Annotated in this window: 22 protein-coding genes; 17 read left to right on the forward strand and 5 right to left on the reverse strand. The window is 44.8% G+C overall.

The features are described 5' to 3' along the window. Nucleotides 1-35 precede the first annotated feature (35 nt). Nucleotides 36-734: a winged helix-turn-helix domain-containing protein gene (locus ACUTVW_RS12590; RefSeq protein WP_445646111.1), complete on the forward strand. Its 699-nt coding sequence runs from the start codon at nucleotides 36-38 to the stop codon at nucleotides 732-734. Nucleotides 735-872: 138 nt separating this feature from the next. Here the strand turns inward: ACUTVW_RS12590 and ACUTVW_RS12595 are convergent, their stop codons facing one another. Continuing rightward, nucleotides 873-1,373, reverse strand: a complete 501-nt coding sequence (locus ACUTVW_RS12595; RefSeq protein WP_445646112.1) for a C40 family peptidase — start codon at nucleotides 1,371-1,373, stop codon at nucleotides 873-875. Between the two features lie 338 nt (nucleotides 1,374-1,711). Further along, the gene (locus tag ACUTVW_RS12600; protein WP_445646113.1) at nucleotides 1,712-2,353 is read right to left on the reverse strand and encodes a thiamine diphosphokinase; all 642 of its coding nucleotides are present in this window, start codon (nucleotides 2,351-2,353) and stop codon (nucleotides 1,712-1,714) included. Between the two features lie 191 nt (nucleotides 2,354-2,544). On the opposite strand from ACUTVW_RS12600, the gene ACUTVW_RS12605 reads away from it, so the two are divergent. Next, nucleotides 2,545-3,240 (forward strand): trimeric intracellular cation channel family protein, encoded by a 696-nt coding sequence (locus ACUTVW_RS12605; protein WP_445646114.1) that lies wholly within the window; start codon nucleotides 2,545-2,547, stop codon nucleotides 3,238-3,240. 6 nt (nucleotides 3,241-3,246) lie between these two features. Further along, nucleotides 3,247-3,714, forward strand: a complete 468-nt coding sequence (locus ACUTVW_RS12610; RefSeq protein WP_445646115.1) for a low molecular weight protein-tyrosine-phosphatase — start codon at nucleotides 3,247-3,249, stop codon at nucleotides 3,712-3,714. A 213-nt stretch (nucleotides 3,715-3,927) separates the two neighbouring features. Here ACUTVW_RS12610 and ACUTVW_RS12615 read toward each other — a convergent pair whose 3' ends face one another. Beyond that, a complete protein-coding gene (locus tag ACUTVW_RS12615; protein ID WP_445646116.1) occupies nucleotides 3,928-4,662 on the reverse strand; it encodes an alpha/beta hydrolase in 735 nt (244 codons plus the stop codon). A 254-nt stretch (nucleotides 4,663-4,916) separates the two neighbouring features. Here ACUTVW_RS12615 and pdhA point away from each other — a divergent pair, with 254 nt between their 5' ends. From pdhA to ACUTVW_RS12660, 9 genes are all read left to right on the forward strand, one after another. Next, complete coding sequence (gene pdhA, locus ACUTVW_RS12620; protein WP_090916691.1) at nucleotides 4,917-5,984, forward strand: pyruvate dehydrogenase (acetyl-transferring) E1 component subunit alpha; 1,068 nt, start codon at nucleotides 4,917-4,919, stop codon at nucleotides 5,982-5,984. A 105-nt stretch (nucleotides 5,985-6,089) separates the two neighbouring features. Further along, nucleotides 6,090-7,067, forward strand: a complete 978-nt coding sequence (locus tag ACUTVW_RS12625) for an alpha-ketoacid dehydrogenase subunit beta (protein WP_090916689.1) — start codon at nucleotides 6,090-6,092, stop codon at nucleotides 7,065-7,067. Between the two features lie 176 nt (nucleotides 7,068-7,243). Next, nucleotides 7,244-8,566, forward strand: coding sequence for a dihydrolipoamide acetyltransferase family protein (locus tag ACUTVW_RS12630; RefSeq protein WP_445646117.1), 1,323 nt, complete (start codon nucleotides 7,244-7,246; stop codon nucleotides 8,564-8,566). A gap of 3 nt (nucleotides 8,567-8,569) precedes the next feature. Then, nucleotides 8,570-9,985 carry a dihydrolipoyl dehydrogenase gene (gene lpdA, locus ACUTVW_RS12635; protein WP_445646118.1) on the forward strand — a complete coding sequence of 472 codons (1,416 nt, stop codon included), beginning with the start codon at nucleotides 8,570-8,572 and terminating at the stop codon, nucleotides 9,983-9,985. 277 nt (nucleotides 9,986-10,262) lie between these two features. Beyond that, a complete protein-coding gene (thyA, locus tag ACUTVW_RS12640; protein ID WP_445646119.1) occupies nucleotides 10,263-11,057 on the forward strand; it encodes a thymidylate synthase in 795 nt (264 codons plus the stop codon). 31 nt (nucleotides 11,058-11,088) lie between these two features. Further along, the gene (locus ACUTVW_RS12645; protein ID WP_445646120.1) at nucleotides 11,089-11,577 is read left to right on the forward strand and encodes a dihydrofolate reductase; all 489 of its coding nucleotides are present in this window, start codon (nucleotides 11,089-11,091) and stop codon (nucleotides 11,575-11,577) included. A gap of 581 nt (nucleotides 11,578-12,158) precedes the next feature. Continuing rightward, nucleotides 12,159-13,646, forward strand: coding sequence for a glutamate synthase subunit beta (locus ACUTVW_RS12650; protein ID WP_445646121.1), 1,488 nt, complete (start codon nucleotides 12,159-12,161; stop codon nucleotides 13,644-13,646). A gap of 395 nt (nucleotides 13,647-14,041) precedes the next feature. Next, the gene (gene fur, locus ACUTVW_RS12655) at nucleotides 14,042-14,533 is read left to right on the forward strand and encodes a ferric iron uptake transcriptional regulator (RefSeq protein WP_434750780.1); all 492 of its coding nucleotides are present in this window, start codon (nucleotides 14,042-14,044) and stop codon (nucleotides 14,531-14,533) included. A gap of 126 nt (nucleotides 14,534-14,659) precedes the next feature. Beyond that, nucleotides 14,660-16,975, forward strand: a complete 2,316-nt coding sequence (locus tag ACUTVW_RS12660) for a DNA topoisomerase 3 (protein WP_445646122.1) — start codon at nucleotides 14,660-14,662, stop codon at nucleotides 16,973-16,975. A gap of 82 nt (nucleotides 16,976-17,057) precedes the next feature. Here ACUTVW_RS12660 and ACUTVW_RS12665 read toward each other — a convergent pair whose 3' ends face one another. Together ACUTVW_RS12665 and ACUTVW_RS12670 are read right to left on the reverse strand one after the other, a co-directional pair. Then, complete coding sequence (locus ACUTVW_RS12665; RefSeq protein ID WP_445646123.1) at nucleotides 17,058-17,822, reverse strand: HAD family hydrolase; 765 nt, start codon at nucleotides 17,820-17,822, stop codon at nucleotides 17,058-17,060. A 57-nt stretch (nucleotides 17,823-17,879) separates the two neighbouring features. Further along, nucleotides 17,880-18,800 (reverse strand): ArsR family transcriptional regulator, encoded by a 921-nt coding sequence (locus ACUTVW_RS12670; protein ID WP_445646124.1) that lies wholly within the window; start codon nucleotides 18,798-18,800, stop codon nucleotides 17,880-17,882. Nucleotides 18,801-19,012: 212 nt separating this feature from the next. On the opposite strand from ACUTVW_RS12670, the gene ACUTVW_RS12675 reads away from it, so the two are divergent. The 5 genes from ACUTVW_RS12675 (at nucleotide 19,013) to ACUTVW_RS12695 (ending at nucleotide 24,603) form a co-directional block, all read left to right on the forward strand. Next, nucleotides 19,013-20,203, forward strand: coding sequence for an MFS transporter (locus ACUTVW_RS12675; RefSeq protein ID WP_445646125.1), 1,191 nt, complete (start codon nucleotides 19,013-19,015; stop codon nucleotides 20,201-20,203). An 83-nt stretch (nucleotides 20,204-20,286) separates the two neighbouring features. Next, nucleotides 20,287-21,012 carry a phosphonate ABC transporter ATP-binding protein gene (locus ACUTVW_RS12680; protein ID WP_445646126.1) on the forward strand — a complete coding sequence of 242 codons (726 nt, stop codon included), beginning with the start codon at nucleotides 20,287-20,289 and terminating at the stop codon, nucleotides 21,010-21,012. Between the two features lie 29 nt (nucleotides 21,013-21,041). Then, nucleotides 21,042-22,340, forward strand: coding sequence for a hypothetical protein (locus ACUTVW_RS12685; RefSeq protein WP_445646127.1), 1,299 nt, complete (start codon nucleotides 21,042-21,044; stop codon nucleotides 22,338-22,340). A 14-nt stretch (nucleotides 22,341-22,354) separates the two neighbouring features. Next, on the forward strand, nucleotides 22,355-23,053 hold the full coding sequence (locus ACUTVW_RS12690) for a response regulator transcription factor (RefSeq protein ID WP_434750787.1): 699 nt from the start codon (nucleotides 22,355-22,357) through the stop codon (nucleotides 23,051-23,053). Then, on the forward strand, nucleotides 23,050-24,603 hold the full coding sequence (locus ACUTVW_RS12695; protein ID WP_445646128.1) for a sensor histidine kinase: 1,554 nt from the start codon (nucleotides 23,050-23,052) through the stop codon (nucleotides 24,601-24,603). Before ACUTVW_RS12690 ends, ACUTVW_RS12695 begins: the two co-directional genes overlap by 4 nt. Nucleotides 24,604-24,624 lie beyond the last annotated feature (21 nt).

Genomic DNA, 24,624 nt, shown 5'->3' on the forward strand with positions numbered 1-24,624 from the left:
GCGACGGAATACAGACGGGCCGGGTGAAAAAAAGGATGAAAACAGCCATCATAGTAGTGGGGACTGGTGAGTTGGTGAACCGGATCATGCACATCATGCAAGACGAAGGTTATGAAGTGAAGCACATCGAATGGTCTGAGTTGAATGAGAAGGGTGATATGAAATCGACTCGTGCACGTTTGATCATTTTGATTGATGAGCCTGAGCATTCGAATCAGAGTGAACAAGATAAAATGGCTTTGAAGAAATGCATGAATCAAGGCTTGTCCATACCTTTAATGGTTATAATCCCTGGGAAATCTCCGCAGCGGGTTATCGATTGGCTTGATTTTGGAGCGAATGATGTAATGGAGGAGCCCGTGCATTGGAAGGTGATGCTTGCCAGAGTTCGAAGCCTACTTCGACTGTTTGCAAGTGCAACACATGAGGGTGAGGATATCATTGTGGTAGGAGATCTCAGACTTAATCTTCGGTCGCGAAGAGTAAGCCGTGGAGGACAATATCTGAATTTGACCCCGAAGGAGTATGAGTTACTGGAGTTTATGGCCATGCATCTGAATGAGGCCTGTACACGTGGTGATATTTTGCGCGAGGTATGGGGATATGAACACGTCATGGACACCAATGTAGTTGACGTATATATTAAACATCTGCGGGTCAAGGTGGATAAAGGTAGAGATGTGAAACTGATTCAGACGGTGCGTGGAATCGGTTATATGCTCGAGGGCGACTGATTTTAATAGAAAACCCACTATTATCCAGTTTGAAAGAAGGCATGATCCGGGTATTTATAAAGACAAGACAGGATGATATGAAAAAAACCGGATCAATTGATCCGGTCGTTAGTTAGAATGATATAAGGGGCAGGTGGACTAGAGGACGCGGCGAGCTGTAATGTACGTTCTTTTCCACGTACCTGAGTTTAGATCTGAAATGGTTACGCCTGGTGAACCGTAAGTGTGAAGAATTTTGCCGTTTCCGGCGTACACACCAACATGTGTAACATTAGAACCGGTGGAGCGGCTGCCGCTTGAGAAGAAGACCATATCCCCAACACGAAGATTGGCTTTAGAGACAAATTTACCTTCTTTCGATTGCTGTACGGAAGTGCGCGGAAGATCTACACCATACTTTTTGAAAATGTACTTCATAAAAGAAGAGCAGTCAAAGTTTTTGGTTGTTGTTGTTGAAGCACCAAAGTTATATGGAGTTCCCATAAATTTTTTACCGTAGTTTACAATTTGTTGTCCTGTTGATACCGAAGAAGTTGCGGCTTGTGCAACAGGTGCATTTGTCATTAATACAGCTCCAAAACCTAGTGTAGCGCACAACCCGACGGTTACGGCCTTTTGGATGAAGAAGTTTGTTTTCATGTAGTTAGTACCTCCAAAATTCGTTTTCGTTAAGTTGCTAGAGCGAGTATAACAGGTTTGTAACACCCTAGAAATTGGATACATAAGCAAAAAGCTTGATTGGTCGGTGGTTTGCATGTCTTTATTAAAATACGATTAAAAATGTCAAAAAATTAATCATTGACGAAGAGGGAAATACGATAACTAAAAAATCCCCTTGATATTCAAGGGGATTGATTCATCTGGGGCTATTTTAAACTTCATAAATCAGGTTACAAAAAAGTAATAATTAAATGTTGAGCTACAGGCTAAGACAATCTTAAACTCTGAAATTCATCACTCTCTGCGTGCTTCAAAGGTCAATCCTTGCTCTGAATAATGAGCAGCAGACCGCTATCAATGGTTACTGTTCCTGATTCGTGCAGTAGTTTGTTGCTGATACCCAAGGACTGTCCCATACGGATGGTAGCTTGATCCAGAGGATACATGAATCCTTCCAGAGATATGCCTGTGACCTCATTCGTTAACGGAAGCAGAGACACATAGGTATATCCGCGCTGTTCAACGATACAGCTCGAGGTGGTTAATGTCATATAATTGTGCTCGTCCTGTAGTACACAGGAGATATGATGTTGCATAGCCCGAACCATAATATGAACATTCGCGAGAGTATGATCCATTCGTGTGCCTGTTCCACCAAAGATGAGAATATGAGTAGGTTCATGATCGAGTGCAGTCTCAAAAGCCATTTCCGTATCTGTAAGGTCTTTATGGATTGGGTCACAAGCTACAAACTCCATACTGTTGCTGCTTACGATCTCTCGTTCATCATCTGTAATGGAATCGAAGTCGCCTACCGCGATGTGTGGTTTGATGCCATGCTGGATTAAATACAGTGCACCACGGTCTGCCGCAATAATGACGTCATCGGGTTTAATCTCCTGAAGGAATTGTTTAGCAAGCTGGCCACCTGTGAAAATGACAATACGTTTATAATCCATTCTATTTCATCCTTCCTTATTAATAGAGGGAACACATATCCGTGTTTAATTAATTCTGAACTAAAGGTACTAAAAGTTAAAACTATATACCAAACCAGTATAATCGACAAAATGTGGTTGCACAATTTCTGTACTCGGATACAATGGGAAGAGCGACATGGAGATGACTTGAAAAGTGAGGTTTGAACAGGTTGGACTTACACATTTTTGAAGTATTCAGCATTATAGGTACAATTGCATTTGCGATGTCCGGTGCATTTGTAGCCATGGAAGAGGAATATGACATCTTGGGCGTGCTCGTGCTTGGGCTTGTCACAGCATTCGGAGGCGGAGTGATCCGGAATGTGCTCATAGGCGTGCCTATAACGACATTGTGGAGCCAGGGCTCGTTAATTATGCTTGCGCTGATTTCGGTGGCCGTTGCTTTTATACTTCCTTTGAAGTGGATCGGTCACTGGAAACGGACAGAGGCATTGTTTGATGCGATTGGACTAGCTGCTTTTGCGATTCAAGGGGGATTGTATGCGGCCAACATGGGTCATCCCATCAGTGCTGTGATCGTTGCAGCGGTGTTGACGGGAATTGGCGGAGGTATCATTCGGGATCTTCTTGCCGGGCGTAAACCGCTTGTTCTGCGTGATGAGATCTACGCGGTATGGGCAATGGCAGCAGGGTTTGCCATCGGAATGGGCTGGTTTACAACGAACATTGGATTGCTGATTTGTTTCGTAACAGTTGTCTTTTTCCGGATGTGTTCTGTCCATTACAAATGGAAGCTGCCGCGCCGTTCGTTGACTCCAAGCGAAAACGTGCATTTGAAGCCGGAAAATCTCATTCCGCAGCATACACCGTCCGTGATTCCAGGGACTTTGAGCAAAGGGGAGTAACATAACATGATTAACGTTGTATTTGTATGTCTCGGTAACATTTGCAGATCACCTATGGCAGAAGCGGTAATGCGCCACAAAGTTCTGGAGAAGGGACTTGGAGAACACATTCGTATTGATTCGGCTGGTACAGGCGATTGGCACGTGGGGAAACCTCCGCATGAGGGGACTCGCAAGTTGCTGGATGGATATCAGATTTCTTATGCCAATATGAGCGCGAGACAATTTGTGAGTGGAGACTTCACTGAATTTGACTATATTATATGTATGGATAATTCCAATGCAGAGAATGTGAGAAGTCTGCCGGGTGGAGAAGACGCAGAGATTATCAAGTTCATGGATTTGCTGCCGAACGAAAAGCTCAGAGAAGTACCTGATCCATACTACACAGGGAACTTTGAAGAAGTGTACGAGCTGGTGAATGCTGGTTGCGATGTGTTGTTGAACAGAATAGAAGAAGAGAAATCATTATAGAATCAATATTGGTGAAATGGCAAAGAAGCAGGAAGGCAATAATACGCAACTCCTGCTTCTTTTTCAGCGCAGGAATGTAAGCGGTAACAATATATTATCCGATAAAAAGATAAAAAAAGAAAAGCGGCTAAGCAGCCGCCTGTTCAATGAATTTTGAATTCGTTATTAAAATGCTTGGATCGTTCCTGCATATCTTTGAAGTTTCTCTTCTATTTATGTTTCTTGCAAAAAGTAAAGCAAAGCATCGGGCAGTTCCTTTTGCCAAAAGCCCCACTGGTGATTCCCGTCTTTCTCCTGATAGGAGACGAGAGCACCGCGTTTTTCCAGCAGATCACGAGTATCCCGATTCAGCTGCACAAAATCATACGTTCCGGTATCGGCTTCAAAAGCCGTTTCCTGCAAACCAACAATCATCCAGATCGACAACCAGGACAAGTCTTCGGCTGCAGCGTAGATTTCCTGGGAAGCAGAGTAGAAAGCACCGGACATGCTGATGACGCGGGTAAACAGCTCAGGGTACATTAACGCCAAATGCAGTGAAACACTACCGCCTAGCGAGTCACCGGCAAGAATACGTTCCTGCGGAGAGCGTCTTACAGGATATTTCTCTTCTACATAGGGAATAATCTCTTCTGCGAAGCACTTCGTGTAGTCTTTGAATCGGCTGCCAAAAGGAGCGTACTCTTGAGTTCTTACAGAGACGTCCACTTGAACCCCTACAATAATGAAAGGTTCGGCGCCTTCATCGAGAATAATGCGATTCGCGGTGGTGGCAATTCGGCCAAAATTGAAAAATTCCTCACCATCCTGGCAATAAACGACAGGGTAGCTAAGTAACTCGTTATAGCCTGGTGGAAGATAAATACGCAGAGTGCGTCTCTCACCGAGAAAACGGCTCTCGATCTCTTCTTTAACAATTGTGCGTTTCAAATAGCGGGAATCCGTCATAAAACGTCACCTTTCCGGGTTATTTTTGCATTCGACCTTGCAATACGGTAAGATTAACCTGGTGCGGGGATAGGTCAAACACGTAATCATGTATTATGCTGTTATACCAATATTAAACCTCTGTTATACATACAATCCGAAAGGAAACATAAAAATATTACGGATTTCTTTGACGTATGCAGTGAAACAGGTGTATAATAATAATATAACAGCGGAACTTGATATTCAAATTTTTTGTTGAGGTGAAGAAAAAAATGAGCAAGGTTCCTTATGAAGTGTATACAGAGGATGTAGAAGCTCTGTCCGTGCTGTCTCCTGACGGCGAAATTGTTAACAAAGACATGATGCCTAAGCTTTCCGATGATCAATTAAAAGAAATTATGTATCGCATGGTATTTACCCGTACTTGGGATGACCGTGCAGTAAACCTGGGCCGTCAAGGTCGTCTTGGTTTCTATGCTCCAGTATCTGGTCAAGAAGCTACAATGGTTGGTAGTGAATTTGCAATTGAAAAAGAAGACTTTGTATGTCCTGGCTATCGTGACATTCCGCAACTCGTATGGCATGGACTTCCTCTTTATCAAGCATTCTTGTACTCCCGTGGACACCAACATGGTGGACAAATCCCGGACGGCGTTAACGTGTTGATGCCGCAAATCATCATTGGTGCTCAAATCCTGCACGCAATGGGTATTGCTATGGGTTACAAATTGAAGAAACAAAAACAAGTAGTTATCACATACACAGGTGATGGCGGTTCTTCCGAAGGTGACTTCTATGAAGGTCTGAACTACGCTGGTGTATACAAACTGCCTGTAATCTTCTTCGTACAAAACAACGGCTATGCCATCACAACTCCTTTTGCTAAACAAACAGCAGCTCTGTCCATCGCTCACAAAGCGGTAGCAGCAGGTATCAAAGGTGTTAAAGTTGACGGTATGGACATCTTCGCTGTTATTAAAGCTGTTCAGGAAGCTGCTGAGCGTGGACGTAACGGAGAAGGCGCAACGTTGATCGAAGCAGTAACTTATCGTTTCCGTCCACACTCCCTTTCGGATGATGCTTCCAAGTATCGTACAAAAGAAGAGGAAGCAGAGTGGAGCGAAAAAGATCCTATCGCACGTTTCGCTAAGTATCTGGAGAAAAAAGGTCTGTGGACTGAAGAAGATACAGCACGTGTGAAAGAAGAAGCAAAAGCAAAAGTGAACGAAGAGATTAAAAAAGCGGAAAAAACCGAGAAAATGACGATTTCAGGCTTGATCGACAGCATGTTCGAACAAACGCCTAAGCACTTGGAAGAGCAAAAAGCTGATTTCCAATAAGTTTTTTCCGATAAAGCATAAACATCCGGCGCCAGTACTGGTGTCTCGGTATACATGTATGAATTCAAATGTGAACTGTCAATGTTTAAGGAGGAAATGAAGCAAATGGCACAATTGAACATGAAAGAAGCAATTCGTGATGCGCTTCGCGTAGAGTTGAAACGTGATCCTAACGTTTTGCTCTTCGGTGAAGACGTAGGTAATGTAGGCGGCGTTTTCCGTGTAACGGAAGGTTTGCAAAAAGAGTTTGGCGAAGAGCGTGTATTTGATACACCACTGGCTGAATCAGCAATCGGCGGTCTGGCTGTAGGTTTGGGTATTCAAGGCTTCCGTCCGGTAGCTGAGATTCAATTCGTAGGTTTTATCTTCGAAGCCCTTGACCAAATGGTGGTTCAAGCTGCTCGTATGCGTTTCCGCTCTGGCGGTAAATACAATTCTCCAATCGTATTCCGCACACCATTTGGTGGCGGCGTAAAAGCGGCAGAATTGCACACAGACTCTCTGGAAGGTTTGCTCACGCAAACTCCGGGTATTAAAGTGGTAGTTCCTTCTAACCCTTACGATGCAAAAGGTCTGATGATCGCTTCCATCCGTGACAACGATCCAGTGTTCTTCATGGAGCACTTGAACCTGTACCATGCTTTCCGTGCAGAAGTTCCTGAAGAAGACTATGTTGTTGAACTGGGTAAAGCGAACGTTGTTCGTGAAGGTTCCGATGTTACCATCGTTACTTACGGTATGATGGTTCATACTTCTGTAAAAGCTGCAGAAGAGCTTGAAAAACAAGGTATCAAAGTTGAAGTTATCGACCTTCGTACGATCAGCCCGATCGATATCGATACGGTTGTTGCTTCCGTTAAGAAAACAAACCGTGCAATCGTTGTACAAGAAGCTCAAAAGAGCGCAGGTGTTGCAGCTGAAGTCATTGCACAAATCAATGAAAAAGCAATCCTGCACTTGGAAGCACCGGTTCTGCGTGTAGCTGGCCCGGATACGGTATATCCTTTCGCACAAATCGAAGACACATGGTTGCCTAACCCGGCGCGTATCGTTGCTGCGGTTAACAAAGTCATGAACTTCTAATTCAATCATCTGACATGCCGCAAGGCGCAGTATGGTGATTCACATCGTAGCGCAAGCTGCACTGTAAACAGCCATTAGTCCCTTGATTGACAGTTATTTGCGCTCGCAGTAACAGTTGGTTTTTGGAGCTAAGGGTTGTTTTCAGGATGGAGCAAATAATCAAGGAGGTTTTTCAGTTGGCTAAATTTGAATATAAATTCCCTGAACTGGGCGAAGGCCTTCACGAAGGCGAAATCATCAAGATGCACATCAAAGTCGGGGACAAAGTAACTGACGACGATATCATCATGGAAGTACAGAACGACAAAGCGGTTGTTGAAGTTCCTTGTCCGGTAAACGGAACAGTAACTGAAGTTTTCGCTAAAGACGGTCAAGTCTGCCACGTTGGTGAAGTTGTAGCGGTTATCGATGCAGAAGGCGAACTGCCTGAGCAAGACGACGCTCCTGCTGAAGACCAAGGTGCACAAGAGAAAGACGCAGCACAAGGTGGAGCTGATACTAGCGGTTCTTCTGCGGCAGCTTCAAGCTCCAATGCAGCTCAAGAAGGCGGCAACAACAGCGTTCCTGCAGTTCCTGCAAAAGACGTTTTGGCTACGCCAAGCGTTCGCAAATTTGCTCGTGAGCAAGGTGTAGACATCGCTCAGGTGAACGGCACTGGCAACAACGGTAAAGTGACCAAAGAAGATGTGGAATCCTTCAAAAACGGTGGCGGTTCTTCCGCAGCAGCATCTTCCGAAGCTCCGGCTCAAGAAGAGAAAAAATCCGCAGCACCTGCAGCGGCAGCAGCTGATCAATACCTTGAAGAAGAGCGCGTACCATTCAAAGGTATTCGTAAAGCGATCTCCAATGCAATGGTTAAATCGGCTTACACTGCACCACACGTTACAATCATGGACGAAGTGGACGTAACTGAGCTCGTTGCTTTCCGTACACGTATGAAACCAATCGCAGAGAAAAAAGGTACAAAAGTAACGTATCTGCCATTCATCGTTAAAGCATTGGTTGCAGCTTCCCGTCAATTCCCTGCTTTGAACGCAATGATTGATGAAGAAGCAAACGAAATTGTATACAAAAAATACTACAACATCGGTATCGCTACGGATACAGACAACGGCTTGATCGTTCCTGTAATCAAAGATGCTGATCGTAAATCCATCTGGATGATCGCTGATTCTATCCGTGATCTGGCAGCTCGTGGACGCGATGGCAAACTGAGCGCAAATGAAATGAGAGGAAGCACAATCTCCATCAGTAACATCGGTTCTGCTGGCGGTATGTTCTTCACTCCAATCATCAACTTCCCAGAAGTTGCAATCCTGGGTACAGGACGCATCAGCGAAAAAGCGGTTATCAAAAATGGCGAAGTTGTTGCAGCACCTGTAATGGCATTGTCCTTGAGCTTCGATCACCGTATCATCGATGGCGCAACAGCACAAAACTTTATGAATTACATTAAACAGCTGCTCGCTAACCCTGAGCTGCTTGTTATGGAGGTGTAAGATATGGTAGTAGGCGACGCTTCTCTCAATATCGACACATTAGTAATTGGTGCAGGACCTGGTGGCTATGTAGCTGCCATCCGTGCTGCACAACTGGGCCAAAGTGTATTGATCGTAGACAAATCCGAGCTGGGCGGCGTATGTTTGAACCGCGGATGTATCCCATCCAAAGCTCTGATCTCGGCTGCACACCAATATGAATCCGCACTTCACGGTGAAGCATTTGGTATCTCCGCAGAGAACGTAAAAGTGGATTTTGGCAAAACTCAAGAATTCAAAAACGGCGTTGTTAAGAAAATGACTGGCGGTGTAGCTGGTTTGCTCAAAGGCAACAAAGTTGAAGTTTTCAACGGTGAGTGCATGTTCATCAACGAAAACGAAGCGCGTGTATTCAATGATCACGAATCCCCGCGTTACAAATTCAAAAATGCAATTATCGCAACAGGTTCCCGTCCAATCGAACTGAAACCTTTCCCGTTTGGCGGACGCATCTTGTCTTCGACAGAAGCATTAAACTTGCCTGAAGTACCAAAAAGCATTATCGTAATCGGCGGTGGCTACATCGGTGCTGAGCTTGGTCAAATGTACTCCAAATTCGGTGCTAAAGTAACGATCATCGAAGGTTTGGATACTGTATTGCCAGGTTTCGATAAAGACATGACTAGTCTTGTGGCTAAAAACATGAAGAAAACAGGCATCGAAATCGTAACGGGTGCAAAAGCGGAAAGCGCTGAGCAAACAGATAAAGATGTAACTGTTAAATATTCTGTAAATGGTGAGTCCAAAGAAGTAACTGCAGATTACCTGCTCGTTACTGTAGGACGTCGTCCAAACACAGACGGAGAACTGGGTCTTGATATGATCGGCGTTGACGTTGACGAGCGTGGTTTCGTTAAAGTTGACCACCAAGGTCGCACAAGCATCCCTCACATCTTCGCAATCGGTGATATCGTATCCGGTCTCGCTCTTGCACACAAAGCTTCTTATGAAGGTAAAGTGGCTGCGGAAGCAATCGCTGGACAACCATCTGTAGTAGATTACAAATGTATGCCGGCTGTTGTGTTCACAGATCCTGAGTGCTCTAGCGTAGGTTATACGGAAAAAGAAGCAAAAGAAAAAGGTTACAAAGTGAAAGCAGGCAAATTCCCTTACGCGGGTAATGGCCGTGCAGTATCTTTGAACCATGCTGAAGGCTTCGTGAAAATCGTTGCTGACGAAGAAAGTGGTCTTGTATTGGGTTGCCAAATCGTTGGTTTGGAAGCTTCCAACTTGATTGCTGAGCTTGGTCTTGCCATCGAGATGGGTGCAACATTGGAAGATCTGGCGCTCACTATTCACGCTCACCCAACTTTGGGCGAAATCGTGATGGAAGCAGCGGAATTGGTAATGGGTCACCCGATCCACATCATCTCCCGCTAAGATCATCGAAGTATCGGATTCGTCCGGTCCGGCATTATATGTACATTCAAAAGAGACGAATAGCGCTAACGCGTTGTTCGTCTCTTTTTTGCGATGTAATTGTATATTGGTGTCCAAAGGATGATGGAAGAATTCACTCCTCAACTTGTTTAGTGAATTCATTTCATCCTCGTACTCAATTGTGGTACACTTTAGTAATGAGCAGACTTGATTAGTCTGCACCCTAATGGGTATGAGTGAGTGTGAAACATATATAGAAATGCGAGGAGATATTAACATGAAAAACTATCTCGATTTATTACAAGATATATTGGATAACGGCGTGCACAAAGGGGACCGGACCGGAACGGGAACGCAATCCGTATTTGGCAGACAGCTTCGATATGACTTGTCCGAAGGTTTCCCACTTGTAACGACCAAACGGATTCACTTGAAATCGGTCGTTCATGAGTTGTTGTGGTTTTTGAGCGGAGATACGAATATTGCCTATCTGAAAGAAAATGGTGTGAAGATCTGGGATGACTGGGCCGACGAGAACGGTGATCTTGGACCGGTGTATGGCTCACAGTGGCGTACATGGGAAGCACCGAACGGGGAGAAAATAGATCAGATTGCAGCAGTTGTGGATTCGATTAAAAACAATCCGGATTCGCGGCGTCATTTGGTGAGTGCGTGGAATGTGGCCGAGATTAACAACATGAAACTGCCGCCTTGTCATTTTGCGTTTCAATTTTATGTAGCTGAGGGTAAATTATCCTGTATGCTGACGATGCGTTCCGTGGATACTTTCCTCGGTTTGCCGTTTAACATTGCGAGTTATGCACTTCTGACACATATGATTGCACAGCAATGTGACCTGGAAGTGGGCGATTTCATCTGGTCTGGCGGTGATGTACACATCTATTCCAATCATGTGGACCAGGTGAGAACGCAGCTGGAGCGAGAGCCTTTTGCTTTGCCTAAGCTGGTGATCAAGCGTAAGCCTGATTCCATTTTTGATTACAAGTTTGAGGACTTTGAATTTGAGAATTATGAGCATCATCCGGGCATTAAAGCTCCAATTGCAGTTTAACCAAATTCAATGGAGGGGGAGTGTACGGCCTTTGAGTATTGAACTAGTGTGGGCAATGGGAGAGAATGGCGTGATTGGACGTAATAACTCTCTTCCCTGGCGATTGCCGAAAGATATGGCCTTTTTTAAGCAGCAAACGATCAATAAAACGATCATTATGGGACGCAATACGTGGGAGTCTTTTGGCGGTAAACCCCTTCCGCAGCGTCGTAATATTGTTGTCACCCGGGACTTGAACTACAGAGCGGATCAGGCTGAGATCGTACATACGATTGAAGAAGGAGTGAAGTTAGCTCAGGGTGAAGATCTTTGCGTGATTGGAGGTTCTCAGGTATATCGGGAGTTTTTACCGTTTGCAGATCGGCTCATTGTGACCAGAATCCATGAACAGTTTGAGGGAGATACGTTTTTTCCTGAAGTAGACTGGTCAGAATGGGAGTTAACGAAGCAGATTGAAGGCGAGCAAGACGAAAAAAATATTTACCCTTTTACATTCGAGTTTTACGAGCGTAAAAGATAGAAGATATCAATGACACTGGCTCCGCGAATTTTTCGTGAACAGTGTCTTTTTTTATGTCATTGTAGGTAATCATATCTGAATGGAATATCCTTCACATCAATATAACATCATTGCTGGTTGATTTTGCATATTATACATATAGTGAACATGAGAAAATGACTGAATAGTCTAAAAACTGTTAGATTTCAACGTTGTAAAGCTTTAAATCAGGTGTTAAATTCGTGAATACCAATGAGTTTTCTCAAAAAGCTTAATTTTAATGATAATTTATCTTACATTTAGTTAACGTTTATTTGATTTTTACCTTTAACTTTCGTTTGATGTGAAGCACGATGTTGTGTTTTATGTCCAAAATAAAGCTATTGACCATACGTTCTTGTGAACGCTATGATGTATAAAATACAAATATTTATGCGGATAATCCATTTAATATTCAATGTCGTAAATGCTACTATTATTGAAATATCTTTGAGCAGATTTTGTGATACAATAGACAAAAACTCAGGTAAAAGAGTAATCCATTTCATATAGAGCCATGCACATGAAGGGATTAAGACAAGAACGGATGGGGGAAACGTAAGATGTCTACACCTACTGGATTTATGGAATACAAACGGCAGCTCCCTGCCGATCGAGAGCCAGCGGAGCGCATTAAGGATTGGGAAGAGTTTCATAAACATATGGCTGAAGAAGAGCTCAGAACACAAGGTGCAAGATGCATGGATTGTGGTACCCCTTATTGCCATACAGGTATAGATATGACCGGCGGCACTTCAGGGTGCCCGGTTCATAACCTGATTCCAGAGTGGAATAATCTCGTCTATCGCGGTTTGTGGAAGGAAGCGCTGGAGCGCCTTCACAAAACAAACAATTTCCCGGAGTTTACAGGTCGTATCTGTCCAGCTCCTTGTGAAGGTTCATGTACGGTGGGACTGATTGGTCAGCCTGTAACGATCAAAACCATTGAAGAAGCTATCATTGAAAAAGGATTTGAAGAGGGCTGGGTTGTTCCACAGCCACCGGAGAAACGCACTGGCAAACGTGTAGCCGTAGTCGGTTCAGGTCCAGCGGGACTTGCAACAGCGGCTCAATTAAACAAGGCGGGACATACGGTAACGGTATACGAACGTTCGGACCGTGTCGGTGGATTGCTAATGTACGGAATTCCAACAATGAAACTGGATAAAAAAGTGGTACAGCGTCGTGTGGATCTGCTGGCGGCTGAAGGAATCCAGTTTATTACGAATACAGAGATCGGAAAAGATATTCCGGCTGAGCAACTCGTTAATGAATATGATGCTGTTGTTCTGTGTGGCGGTGCAACCAAGCCGCGTGAGTTCAACATCGAAGGTGCTGACTTGAAAGGCGTACATTATGCAATGGACTTCCTGAATGGTAGCATTAAGAGCTTCCTGGATTCCAACCTGGAGGATGGCAACTACATCTCCGCGAAGGATAAAGATGTAATTGTAATCGGGGGCGGAGATACGGGTTCTGACTGTGTAGCTACATCGCTGCGCCACGGCTGCCGCACCATAACGCAATTTGGTACACACACTCAGGCGCCGCTTGAACGTGATCGGATTAACAATCCTTGGCCGCAATTTCCGAATGTATACACACTGGACTATGCCCAGGAAGAAGCCAAAGCATTGTTTGGTCAAGATCCGCGTGAATTTTCCATCATGACCACCAAATTTGTGGGTGATGAAGAGGGCAATCTCAAAGAATTGCATACGATTCAGATTGAACGTATCGTTGACGAGACTGGACGCAAAATCTATCAGCCAATGCCTGGTACAGAGCGGGTATTCCCTGCGCAGATGGCGATGATTGCCATCGGTTTTGACGGACCGGAGCAAACGTTGGTTGAGCAATTGGGGCTTGAAACGGATCGCCGTACAAATGTGAAAGCACGTTATGGCAAATACAACACAAACGTAGACAAAGTATTTGCAGCAGGTGATATGCGTCGCGGTCAAAGTCTTGTTGTATGGGCCATCAATGAAGGTCGTGAAGCGGCACGTGAAGTCGATAAATATCTGATGGGTGCAACAGTATTGGTTTAAGCTTGATATTTAGCTTATTCTACTGTCCTAATATCATTATTTATGTCATGAAATATAAACATCGCAAATAATAAGAATAGTATGAGTAAAGAGATAAATAACCCTCGCATGTGCGAGGGTTATTTTGCTGTGCATTTTTACAAAGCAACCTCGTTTTTTTCCATTTCTTGTGAAAGTGTGATAGAAAGCATTGCATTTTATAAGATAAAGACTTATTATTAGATTATAATTATTATAAATAAGATAAACTAAGAATGAATAAAATTTATGTATAATGTGAGCCGGATTTGAAGTTTAACCATATAGTGTTGTTCAAATGATTACGATTCCGAGTGGTTGAATGAAGATGGTTCAGTAAGAAAAGGTAACCAATTTTATAACGGAGGTGCACCCGTATGGCAAGTAATCGGGACAAGTCCATTTCAGAGCAAATTCATCAAATTAAAAATCAATTGGTTGATAAAGGATACAAGTTAACTCAACAACGTGAAGTGACAGTACGTGTACTGCTGGAACATGAGAAGGATCATTTTAGTGCGGAAGAAGTATTTCTCTTGGTGAAAGAAAAGTTTCCGGAGATTGGACTCGCAACCGTTTATCGCACACTGGAGCTACTCAGTGACTTGCAGGTTGTAGAGAAAATCAACTTCGGCGATGGGGCGGCTCGCTTTGATTTGCGCAGCACAGATGGCTCTCATCATCATCACCATCTGATCTGTACCGAATGCGGCAGCGTAGAAGAAATTATGGAAGATGGTCTGCTACGTTTGGAGCAACAGGTTTTACGTCAGTACGGTTTTGCTGTCACGGATCATCGACTGGATTTTCAAGGTGTGTGCAAGGAATGCAGACAAAAACAAACGCTCGAAGAGCAAGCAGCCGGTTAATTCCTCACGGATAGATGCTCTTGAATCCAAAATCTGATATAATGAGTTTCAGAAGCAAGGGGCTTCCGTCGGCGGAAGGCCCCTTTTTGCCGTCATGCTGGCGGTAATAGGAGGAGAGATGGACGGATGAAGACACTGGTTATTGCGGAGAAACCCGATATGGGTAGAACCATTGCCGCCGTCATAGAACCAAAAGCAAAAAATAATCGTACCTATCTGGAAGGTGAACAATACATCATCACTTGGGCGATTGGACATTTGCTTGGACTGGCTGAACCGGATGCCTATGATTCAAAATACAAGCGCTGGAACATCGCGGATTTGCCGATCATCCCGGATCAATTCAAAATTGTACCGAATCCGCGGACGAAGGATCAGCTTAAAATGATTGGAGAACTCGCGAAGCGGGCTTCAGCGATTGTTAACGCTTGTGATGCCGGACGGGAAGGACAGTATATCTTTGCGCTTATTCAGCAGCAATTGAAGCTGCGACAGCCTGTAAAACGTCTGTGGATATCGGATTTGACGGCTGAAAGCATTCGGCGTGGGTTTGATGGACTGAAAGATGGATCCGAATTCGAAAATCTGACACATGCCGCGCGTGCACGAAGTGAAGCAGACTGGCTTATTGGCATGAATGCCTCAAGGGCGTTTACAACAAGGCACAATGCTCTCTTGTCTGTAGGCCGTGTGCAGACACCCGTATTAGCGTTAATTTATGATCGTGAGATAGAGATTGAGGCGTTTCAATCACAGACGTTCTATGAAGTAGCGGCCTGGTTTCGACAGGAAGGCGTAGAATACCGAGGCGTGCGTCAGGGTGATAAACTTACAGATGGCGAAGTAGCAGAATCGATTGCGGCAAGTGTCAAAGGTAAGACAGGCCAGATTATCAAGTATGAAGCCAAGCAAACGAAGGATTATCCATACCGCTTGTATGATCTTACCCTTTTGCAACGTGAGGCGAATGCGAAATATGGTTATGGGGCGAAGAAAACGTTAGATATTGCACAGGCCCTGTACGAAAAACATAAGGTGATCTCATACCCGCGTACGAATTCAAACTATGTGACGGAGCAGAACATTGAAGGTATGCACAAAACGCTGAATTTGCTTAAGAACGGAACATACAGCGAGCTAGCTTTGAATGCCAAGCCTGAACTGGTGCATAAAAATAACAAAGGGGTTTGCAATCCAAGCCGGGTAGAGGATCACCACGCCATTTTGCCAACTTTGAAACGTCCGGGAACGCTGTCTAAGGATGAGCAGAATGTTTATGATCTGATTGTGAGACGTTTTCTCTCTCATTTCTATCCACCAGCTGAGTATAAGCAGCATACTGTACTTACCGAAGTCGAAAAACATCAGTTCAAAACGTCTGTCAAAGAACTGCTGTCTATCGGTTGGAAGGTTGTGCTTGGTTCAAGCGATCAGGAACAGGGCTCTTCAGGTAAGAAAAAAACGAAGAAAAACAACAATGAAGAAGAGGAAACAGAGGAATGGACGGACAAAGCTTTTGCCGTACAGCCGGATGTGCCTGTTCAATGTACGAAGAGTGAGTTTAAGGAAAAAGCGACCCAGCCGCCCAAAAGTTACACCGAGGGTACATTGTTAAAAGCGATGGAGAGCGCAGGCAAGCAGATCGAGAATGAAGAGCTGCGTGATGCAATGAAGGATAGCGGTCTGGGAACTCCGGCTACACGGGCGGCTACGATAGAACGTCTCAAAAACGTAGGTTACATTACAATGCAGGGAAAGAAAATGCAACTGACCCTCAAGGGACGAACTGCAATTGAATTGATTCGCCGTGCCGGTGTTGATCTGCTAACTTCACCTGAGATGACGGGGCAGTGGGAGCGCCGGTTACATCAAATCTCCAAAGGTGAAGCAGAACAGGACAAGTTCATGGAAAACGTCAAGAAATTCACGTTATCTATTATTGAGAAAGTCCGTGTACAGGCTCCGGCTGCTGCTGATGCGTTTGGTGAAGATGCTCGTGGAAGCAGAGGCAAAGGGAACGGTAGAACGGCTGTGAGCAAAACAGTTGCTAAATCTAAATCTACTACTGATGCGAGAACAACCAAGGCATCCGCTGCAAAGACGGCTTCAACTACTCGTACAACCACGCAAACGAGTGCTGCACGTCCCGGTGCAAGGGAAGTTCTTGCTTCATGCCCGTCACCTGGATGCAACGGGAATATTATTGAGGGCAAGAAGGGATATGGCTGTTCTCGTTTCAAAGAAGGATGTACCTTTGTGGTATGGAAAGAATACGCTGGCAAAAAAATAACAAGCACGATGCTGAAGTCCTTAATAGAGAAGGGCAGCACACAAGTTCTCTCGTTCAAACGCAAGGATGGAAGCACGGTGAAGGCGCGCATTATTCTGAAGGATGTTGTCACAGGCCAGTTATCCGGAGAGAAACAGGAAGCTTCTTCGTAAATGCCGTGAATTGGCACATATAAAAAGAAACCCCGTATCTCCTATTACAGAAGAAGGGGTTTCTGGACAATTAGAGAACCCTTTAACCAAGGGTTCTCTTTTGTTGCTGCTGTTGTATATCTTCGTAAATAACTTTGGGAACCTCTTCCAGTGCTGTGATCGTATACATGGAAGTGTTCGGATTCGGCTGCAGTTCAACAATGTTATATTGCCATTCGTTCGGCTGTTTAATATAGATACTGTGAATTCCCGCATTCACGGCAGGCATAATGTCTGTGCGAAGCGAGTTGCCAATCATCCAGGTTGCGCGTCGGTCAAATGGTCCTTTGGACAGGATGCCTTCCAGTGCTTGAACATTTTTGTGCTGACGAATATAGATTCGATCATCGAAATAAATGGAGAGTTTCATCTGATCAATCTTACGTTGCTGAATAACTGTCTCTCCGCCAGTATACAAATAAAGAGAATGCCCAGCAGACTTAAGCTCTTCCAAAGTCTCTACCATATGTGGATAAGGCTCAACTTCCTGAGTGTAAACACTCATGCCCAGTTTGCTCAGATACGTTTCTTCTTTGGGTGATGTCGCTCGGGCATATTTTTGAGAAAAGTATCGATACGTATCAATCAGGGACTGTGGAAAATGGTGACTTGCAAACCCGACTTTGTTCACGCCGGTAACATCTATTTCCAACTGTTTCTCCCGAATCTGCTGTGTGGTCAAGGCATGACCGTCAAACCATTGCTGCATGTTCTCAAAGAACTCTCCCAGAACCAGATTGAAATATTTGTTGCAATATACAAGTGTATCATCGAGGTCAAACAATATATGTTGTTTTGATAAAGTCAAAGCTAACTCACTCCTTGCCTGCGCTTGTTGCGGAAAACTCGCAATCCGTTTAAATACTCAGATGCGAATGTAGGATTCAAGAAACATATTTAATTCAGATACACCATCTGGACGGATGCTGTATTTTTCTTTACGGTTGCTTCCCAGCAAATGTGTACGCAGTAGACCTGCAATACGAAGGGCCATGACCTGATCCTTTACAGGGTCTTCGTCTTTGCCCAGCTCTTCACACATCTCGGAGAGTGACTTGGGTTCGTCCGATACATATCTTAACAGGCGAAGCCTTTCGGGATCTGCCAAAGCATGGGTGAACCTTAACAAACACGTTGGCGGCTCATCTTCATTCTCTTCTGGTGTATCTACAGGATACTGAATAATCATCATGCCTTCATAAAAGCAATACATGTTAATTGGACGGTTATGCACGGTTGGGAACAGAATGACTTCATTTAATCCAGGCATCGGTTCAACGATAACGCCGGCAGTGGCATATTCAATTAACAGTTCGGGGCCCATCTTTTCAAGCAAAATCCGCTTTTCTTCCGCGTCTTCTTCGAGCCATACGCGGTGATCTTCGCTAATATTCTGACAGTAGTGCTGATCCCATAGTCGCAGTAATGGGACGTAGCTGTTTCGAATACGGGTTGACTCTTCTATAGTAAGTTCAGGCATTAGCGGAGAGATACGCGCAAACAGTTCATCAGCTGAAAGCCCTGCGAGCATGTCCAGAAAGTCCTGATTTTCTGAAGTAGTGTTCTGATAAGCTGCCCAGGCAAACAGGACATCAAAATCGTCAAAAGGCCAAGTGGCAGCAGGTGCAAGCGCAGCTCGCACGTTGGAACTTAGCTTGCCTTCAACGTCAAGAATCCATTCAGGACCAACGTCCAGATGCTGAATCCACTTTTTCGTGACATAAACCAAAAAGCTGTTTAGCATCTCATATATCGGTGAGACATCAATTTTAACATGATAAGCCATAATGATGCAGAATCCTCCCGTCACATCTAGATATACACAGCGACTTATGTACTATTATGGCTTGTTTTACCGGGCGTTGTCCACTATAATGTTCAAGTCCGGGGCTGTGCCCCGGTTCAGGAAGAAAGTATACACCCATATAAATAACAGACTAAAGATCGTCAGCGATGGCGATTTTTCTTTGTTTGCGTTTGCAGGAGGAATGAAATTCCGTGGCATTTATATTCAAATCTAAAATATCACCCTCAACTTTAAATTATCTGATCCTGATTACCGTGATTGTGGCAGCAGGGATCAGTCAAGGACTGTTGCTGCCTGTGTTATCTATTTTTCTGGAGCAACAAGGAGTTTCCCCGGGGTTAAACGGGCTGAATGCTGCTGCATTGTACGTTGGATCATTCGCCATGACACTGGCAGCCGAACGTTTACTGGGAGCACTGGGATTCAAAAAGCTGATTGTTGGCGGTTTGATTCTGGTGATGTTTCCCCTAACCCTCTTCCCTTATTTTCCGGATATCAAAATATGGTTTGTGCTACGCCTGATCGTTGGCATCGGAGACAGCGCTTTGCATTATGCTGCTCAGTTGTGGGTCCTGCTGGTTACTACGCCGGAGAAGCGAGGGCGTTATATTTCCCTTTATGGTATGTCTTACGGACTTGGTTTCAGTATCGGGCCATTAGGAATCCAATTGCTCGGGTATGGCGATGCGGTTCCATTCCTGGTGCTTTTTGCAGGCATGGCGGCCGTGCTCATTCTGGTTCTCATGAAGCTTCCGGACACCAAGCCGGAAAAAGCAGAGCATGCTCATTTGCCAGAACGGCGTTTTCGCCGCAGTTTCGCTTGGGCATGGTATGCACTGTTGCCAGCTCTTTTATACGGTTACATGGAAGCAGGTATGAACAGCAATTTCCCGGTTTACGGACTGCGAATCGGATATGACACCAATCAGATTGCCACATTACTTCCATTTATAGGGATCGGTGGATTGTTCCTTCAGCTTCCGCTCGGCATGTTAAGTGACCGATACGGTCGAAAAAAAATCCTGATGACAGCCGGGATTGGTGGCGGCCTGGCATTTATGTTGGTTCCTCTCGCAGGTACGAATTTCTGGCTCACGCTTGTGTTACTGCTTGTTGCCGGAGGGCTCGTTGGTTCATTCTTCTCCTTGGGACTTGCTTATGCTGCAGATATTTTACCTAAAGTGTTGCTGCCTGCAGCCAATGTAGTCGCGTCCTTCCATTTCACGATTGGAAGTATGGTGGGGCCGAATCTGGGAGGACAATTGATCAACTGGGTGTCACCTGGGAGCATGTTTGTGATGCTCGGTTGGTTGTATTTCATTTTTGGCGTCACAGGACTATTATTTCGGCGTAAACGGGAAGTGGAATTTGTGTTAAAATAGAAGCTGGTGTTCGCATGGAAATTGATGTCCATTTCCGAGTACACTAGTAGTAGGGAAAAACATGGACAAGAGGAGACATCGCGATGATCAGAGTGGAGAACTTGAGCAAATCCGTTGGAGCGGATCGTATTCCGATTCTGCGTGATATTCGTTTTGATATGCAGCAAGGAGAAATGATTGCGGTCGTCGGCTCCAGCGGGAGCGGCAAAAGCATGCTTTTAAAATGTTTGGCGATGAAGGAGAAGTGGGATTCGGGTCGTTTTACCGTAGATGGCATGGATATTTTGAAGGAAGGCTGGAGCGGTAAACAAAAAATCAGACGGGAATGGGCATACTTGGAGCAGAACCCGCAATTATATCCTAGGAAAACCGCTCTCAAAAATGTACTGATTGGAAGTTTCGGTCAGACCCCATTGTGGAGGATGGCAACAGGGATGGTACGCTCAGATGACTATATGGGAGCGATGGATCACCTTGAGAGTCTGGGTTTACTGGATAAAGCGCATCAAATCGCTGAAAAAATGAGCGGTGGTGAGAAACAGCGGGTAGCTATTGCAAGATCACTTGCTCATGGTGCCAAGGTTGTTCTGGCAGATGAACCTGTCATTGGACTCGATCCACATACGGCGGGTACCGTGCTGGAGACGCTGCGTAAATTGTGTGATGAGGAACGAGCAACGGTTATTGCCGTGCTGCCGATTGAACTGGCGGAGCAACATGCTTCGCGAATCTGGGGAATCAACGAAGGCAGGATCGTTTTTGATATACGAGGACGGAGATTGACACAGCAGGAGAAAAATCAGATTTAAAATGAGTGATTATGAAAAGAGTGATGAGATTGTTTAATTCGCGATGGGGGCGCTGTATAGCGGCAAGTTCGATGGCTGTTCTGCTTGGAGCAGTACTAAGCGGCTGTACGGTTATCAGTGACCCCAAGCTTCTAATGAAGCCGCCGATGATGTCTACGGACAAGGAAAAGCTGTATAACATTGTGCAAAAGGAAACACCGCCTGAAAGTAAATTGATTCGGCCCAAAGATATGAGTAACACCAGCATGATCCGTGTAGAAGATCTGAATGGTGACGGTATTCGCGAGGCCATCGTTTTTTACGAGACGCCTAATGAAAATGTACGTATCCACGGTATGATTCTGGAAGAGCAGGGAGGAACCTGGGTCAAAAAACTGACGTTTGATGTACCGGGTAATGAGCTGGAATCTTTCAAGGTCATGGATATTACCAATGATGGGAACCCGGACATCATTGTTGGAGTCAGCCTGCAGGATCAAAAAGCCTTAACTGCATATTCTTACAAAGGCGGGGTATTGGAACAGGTACTGGGTGGTGTGCCGTATAATCAGGTGATTATCGATGATATGCAGGGCAATGAGCTTGATTTAAGCGGAGACGGGAAAAGTGATTTTGTTATTGTTTCGCTGAACGCTAACGGTTTTGCGAGTATTGCTCTGTACCAGTATCAGGATGACAGCTTTAAGGAAATGGATCGTGTCGTAACGGATTATACGGTCAAAGAAGTGTACAACGCGCTTGGCGGTGAGATTGCCGAAGGGAAAACGGGCATTGTTCTGGATGCAGATATCGATGATCGCAGTTCGTTTACACAAATTATGTACGTGAAAGACAATAAACTCGTCAGCGCTTTTAAATCACCGGATCAAACGTATAGAGATGACAAAATTTTAAGCGGTGATGTGAATAATGATGGTATTATTGAGTTTGGATTAAAAGAAACACCAAAAGGCTGGGAGCACTACGTATTTGATTCACGAATGTGGTTTTATACGTTCTACCAGTGGGATGGCCAAGAAGGTAAGAAGTTTGTATCGTTTCAGTTCCGGGACGATGCGGATCTGTTTCATCTTAACTTAAAGCCTGAATGGTACGGCAAAATCACGATTGACACTCGATCGGAGAAGGATAAATATATCCGGTTCAAAATGATCAAAACGGATGAAACCGTGGCCGAGATCAAATATTTCACATTTTCACAGTGGGATCTTGAAAAGGGGAAGAGCTGGAAGGAAATTACTCGAACGAAAGATCGGGTAATTGCATCGCGTGTAGCACAATCTGAGGCGGGCAAGGATGCATTAAGCAAAAACTTCTCAGCTGAATAGAAAGGAAGAACTTGATGAGTAAAGTACTTATACTTGAGGATGAAGAATCCATCCGCAGTTTTATTGTCATTAACTTGAAAAGAAACGGATTCGAGGTATTGGAAGCCGGTGACGGTCATGAGGCGCTCCGCATCTTGCAAACCGTTCCGGATATCGATCTGGCATTACTGGATGTTATGGTTCCCGGTATAGACGGGTTTGAAGTGTGTAGACGGATTCGTGAAACGAACGAAAGACTCGGCATTATTTTTCTAACGGCAAAAGTTCAAGAGCAGGATAAAGTATACGCCCTTTCGGTTGGGGCAGACGACCATGTAAGCAAACCGTTTAGTCCGACTGAACTGATTGCACGGATTCAATCCTTGCTGCGTCGTGTTAACGTACATCGCGAAACTGCCGCCAAGGTTACCTTCCAATCGGGGCCTTTTTCACTGGATCTGATCTCGAAGCAGTTCAAAAAGAACAATGAAGGAATTGAATTAACGCCTACAGAGTTTTCTTTAATTCAGTTTTTCCTGGAAAAAGAAAACACGCCGCTGAGCCGTGATTTGTTGCTGGATCACGTATGGGGCAAAGAGTATATGGGTGATCCCAAAATCGTTGATGTTAACATCCGTCGTCTACGTCAAAAAATTGAGAACAATCCTTCCGAGCCTGAATACCTGCAAACTGTTTGGGGTCACGGGTACAAATGGAAGGGCCGGGATCAATGATCAAAAAAGGAATTACGCGGCAGATCGTATTACACTACTTTATTGTCGTTTTCCTTGCTCTGGTGCTTGTTGAGTTTGTGTTTATGCTGGCTGTGCAGCGGTATTATTACGAAAGTATCTACAATACAATCAGCACGCACATTACCAATAACAGAGATTTCCTAGAGCCCATTGCAAGAGCAGGTAATGGGGAAGATGGCAATAATAACTTATCCAGACTTTTGGTTCGTCTTGCATTGGATAACACCGAACTGGAGATTCTGGATCTGAATGGCCGCGTCCTGGCGAGTTCGACGGCATTTGAATCGGATCGAACGGTACTGCAAACAAGTGATATTATGCAGGCATTAAACGGCGATATGGGACGATGGATTGGCAGGCAGCCAAATACGGGCGAATCGGTTATGGCGGTAGCTAACAAATTTGATCTTGGCGGTGAGAATACGTACATTGTACGTTATCTGACATCCCTCGAATCCGTAAACTCCAAATTACTCGTTATGGGAATGTTGGCTATTGCCGTGGGTGTTGGTGTACTTGCTATCGTCTTGATTATCAGTATTGGAATGGCCAACTCCATTGTCCGCCCAATTAATAGCATTACAGCAGTATCTGCTCAGATGGCTAAAGGGCGGCTGGATGTGAGGGTCAAAGGGAATTACAAGCACGAACTTGGCGAACTTGCCTCAACATTGAATTTCATGGCTCATGAAATTGTTCGCAGTAATCAGATCAAGGATGATTTTATCTCGTCCATTTCCCATGAATTGCGTACACCGCTGACGAGTATCAAAGGCTGGAGTGAAACGCTTGATTCAGGTGGCTACGATCCGGATGAAACACGCATTGGTATGGGCATCATCGCGAAGGAAACGGAGCGATTGATTGGACTAGTGGAAGAGATGCTCGATTTCTCCAAACTGCAGCAAAATCAGATGAAACTGGTTAAAGGCACGGTGAATATCCGTGAGGTTGTGCAGGAGACGATGCTGAACGTATGGGCCAAAGCCGAACAAAAGCAGGTACATCTCAAGCTGGAAACCGATGAGACGCGTGCTTACGATGTATATGGTGATGGGAATCGATTGAAGCAGGTGTTCTTAAACATCGTGGATAACGCGATCAAGTTCTCACATGAGAACTCCTGGATCTTCCTCACAGTCAAAGAGGAAGAGGGTCAGATCGTAGCGGTTGTACAAGATACAGGCATCGGGATCAGCGAGGAACATTTAATCAAAGTAAGAGATCGTTTCTTCCAGGTGAATCATCAAAATGGAGGAACCGGACTTGGTCTTGCCATTACACAAGAACTTGTGGAGCTGCATGAGGGCACGATCACGATGCAAAGTGAGCTTGGATCAGGAACAACGGTTACCATATCCTTACCAATGCTTAAGCAGGAGATAACTCCAGTTGAGCAAAATTTAACAAATGAGCAAGCGCCGAGTGGAACTGATACACCAGGTGAGCCGGCTAATGCAACTTCGGAGCCTGATCAGAAGGATCAGATACAGGTTCAAGACCCATCGACTGAGGGAGAAAAACGCTGATTCCTCGTCTATGGTCAATGT

Source organism: Paenibacillus sp. TSA_86.1 (genome assembly GCF_052691815.1).

Excerpts from the sequence above, each read along its gene's own strand:
- ACUTVW_RS12590 (WP_445646111.1), top strand. The coding sequence starts at position 36 with ATGAAAACAGCCATCATAGTAGTGGGGACTGGTGAGTTGGTGAACCGG.
- ACUTVW_RS12595 (WP_445646112.1), bottom strand. The coding sequence starts at position 1,373 with ATGAAAACAAACTTCTTCATCCAAAAGGCCGTAACCGTCGGGTTGTGC.
- ACUTVW_RS12600 (WP_445646113.1), bottom strand. The coding sequence starts at position 2,353 with ATGGATTATAAACGTATTGTCATTTTCACAGGTGGCCAGCTTGCTAAA.
- ACUTVW_RS12610 (WP_445646115.1), top strand. The coding sequence starts at position 3,247 with ATGATTAACGTTGTATTTGTATGTCTCGGTAACATTTGCAGATCACCT.
- ACUTVW_RS12615 (WP_445646116.1), bottom strand. The coding sequence starts at position 4,662 with ATGACGGATTCCCGCTATTTGAAACGCACAATTGTTAAAGAAGAGATC.
- pdhA (WP_090916691.1), top strand. The coding sequence starts at position 4,917 with ATGAGCAAGGTTCCTTATGAAGTGTATACAGAGGATGTAGAAGCTCTG.
- ACUTVW_RS12625 (WP_090916689.1), top strand. The coding sequence starts at position 6,090 with ATGGCACAATTGAACATGAAAGAAGCAATTCGTGATGCGCTTCGCGTA.
- lpdA (WP_445646118.1), top strand. The coding sequence starts at position 8,570 with ATGGTAGTAGGCGACGCTTCTCTCAATATCGACACATTAGTAATTGGT.
- thyA (WP_445646119.1), top strand. The coding sequence starts at position 10,263 with ATGAAAAACTATCTCGATTTATTACAAGATATATTGGATAACGGCGTG.
- ACUTVW_RS12650 (WP_445646121.1), top strand. The coding sequence starts at position 12,159 with ATGTCTACACCTACTGGATTTATGGAATACAAACGGCAGCTCCCTGCC.
- fur (WP_434750780.1), top strand. The coding sequence starts at position 14,042 with ATGGCAAGTAATCGGGACAAGTCCATTTCAGAGCAAATTCATCAAATT.
- ACUTVW_RS12660 (WP_445646122.1), top strand. The coding sequence starts at position 14,660 with ATGAAGACACTGGTTATTGCGGAGAAACCCGATATGGGTAGAACCATT.
- ACUTVW_RS12670 (WP_445646124.1), bottom strand. The coding sequence starts at position 18,800 with ATGGCTTATCATGTTAAAATTGATGTCTCACCGATATATGAGATGCTA.
- ACUTVW_RS12680 (WP_445646126.1), top strand. The coding sequence starts at position 20,287 with ATGATCAGAGTGGAGAACTTGAGCAAATCCGTTGGAGCGGATCGTATT.
- ACUTVW_RS12690 (WP_434750787.1), top strand. The coding sequence starts at position 22,355 with ATGAGTAAAGTACTTATACTTGAGGATGAAGAATCCATCCGCAGTTTT.
- ACUTVW_RS12695 (WP_445646128.1), top strand. The coding sequence starts at position 23,050 with ATGATCAAAAAAGGAATTACGCGGCAGATCGTATTACACTACTTTATT.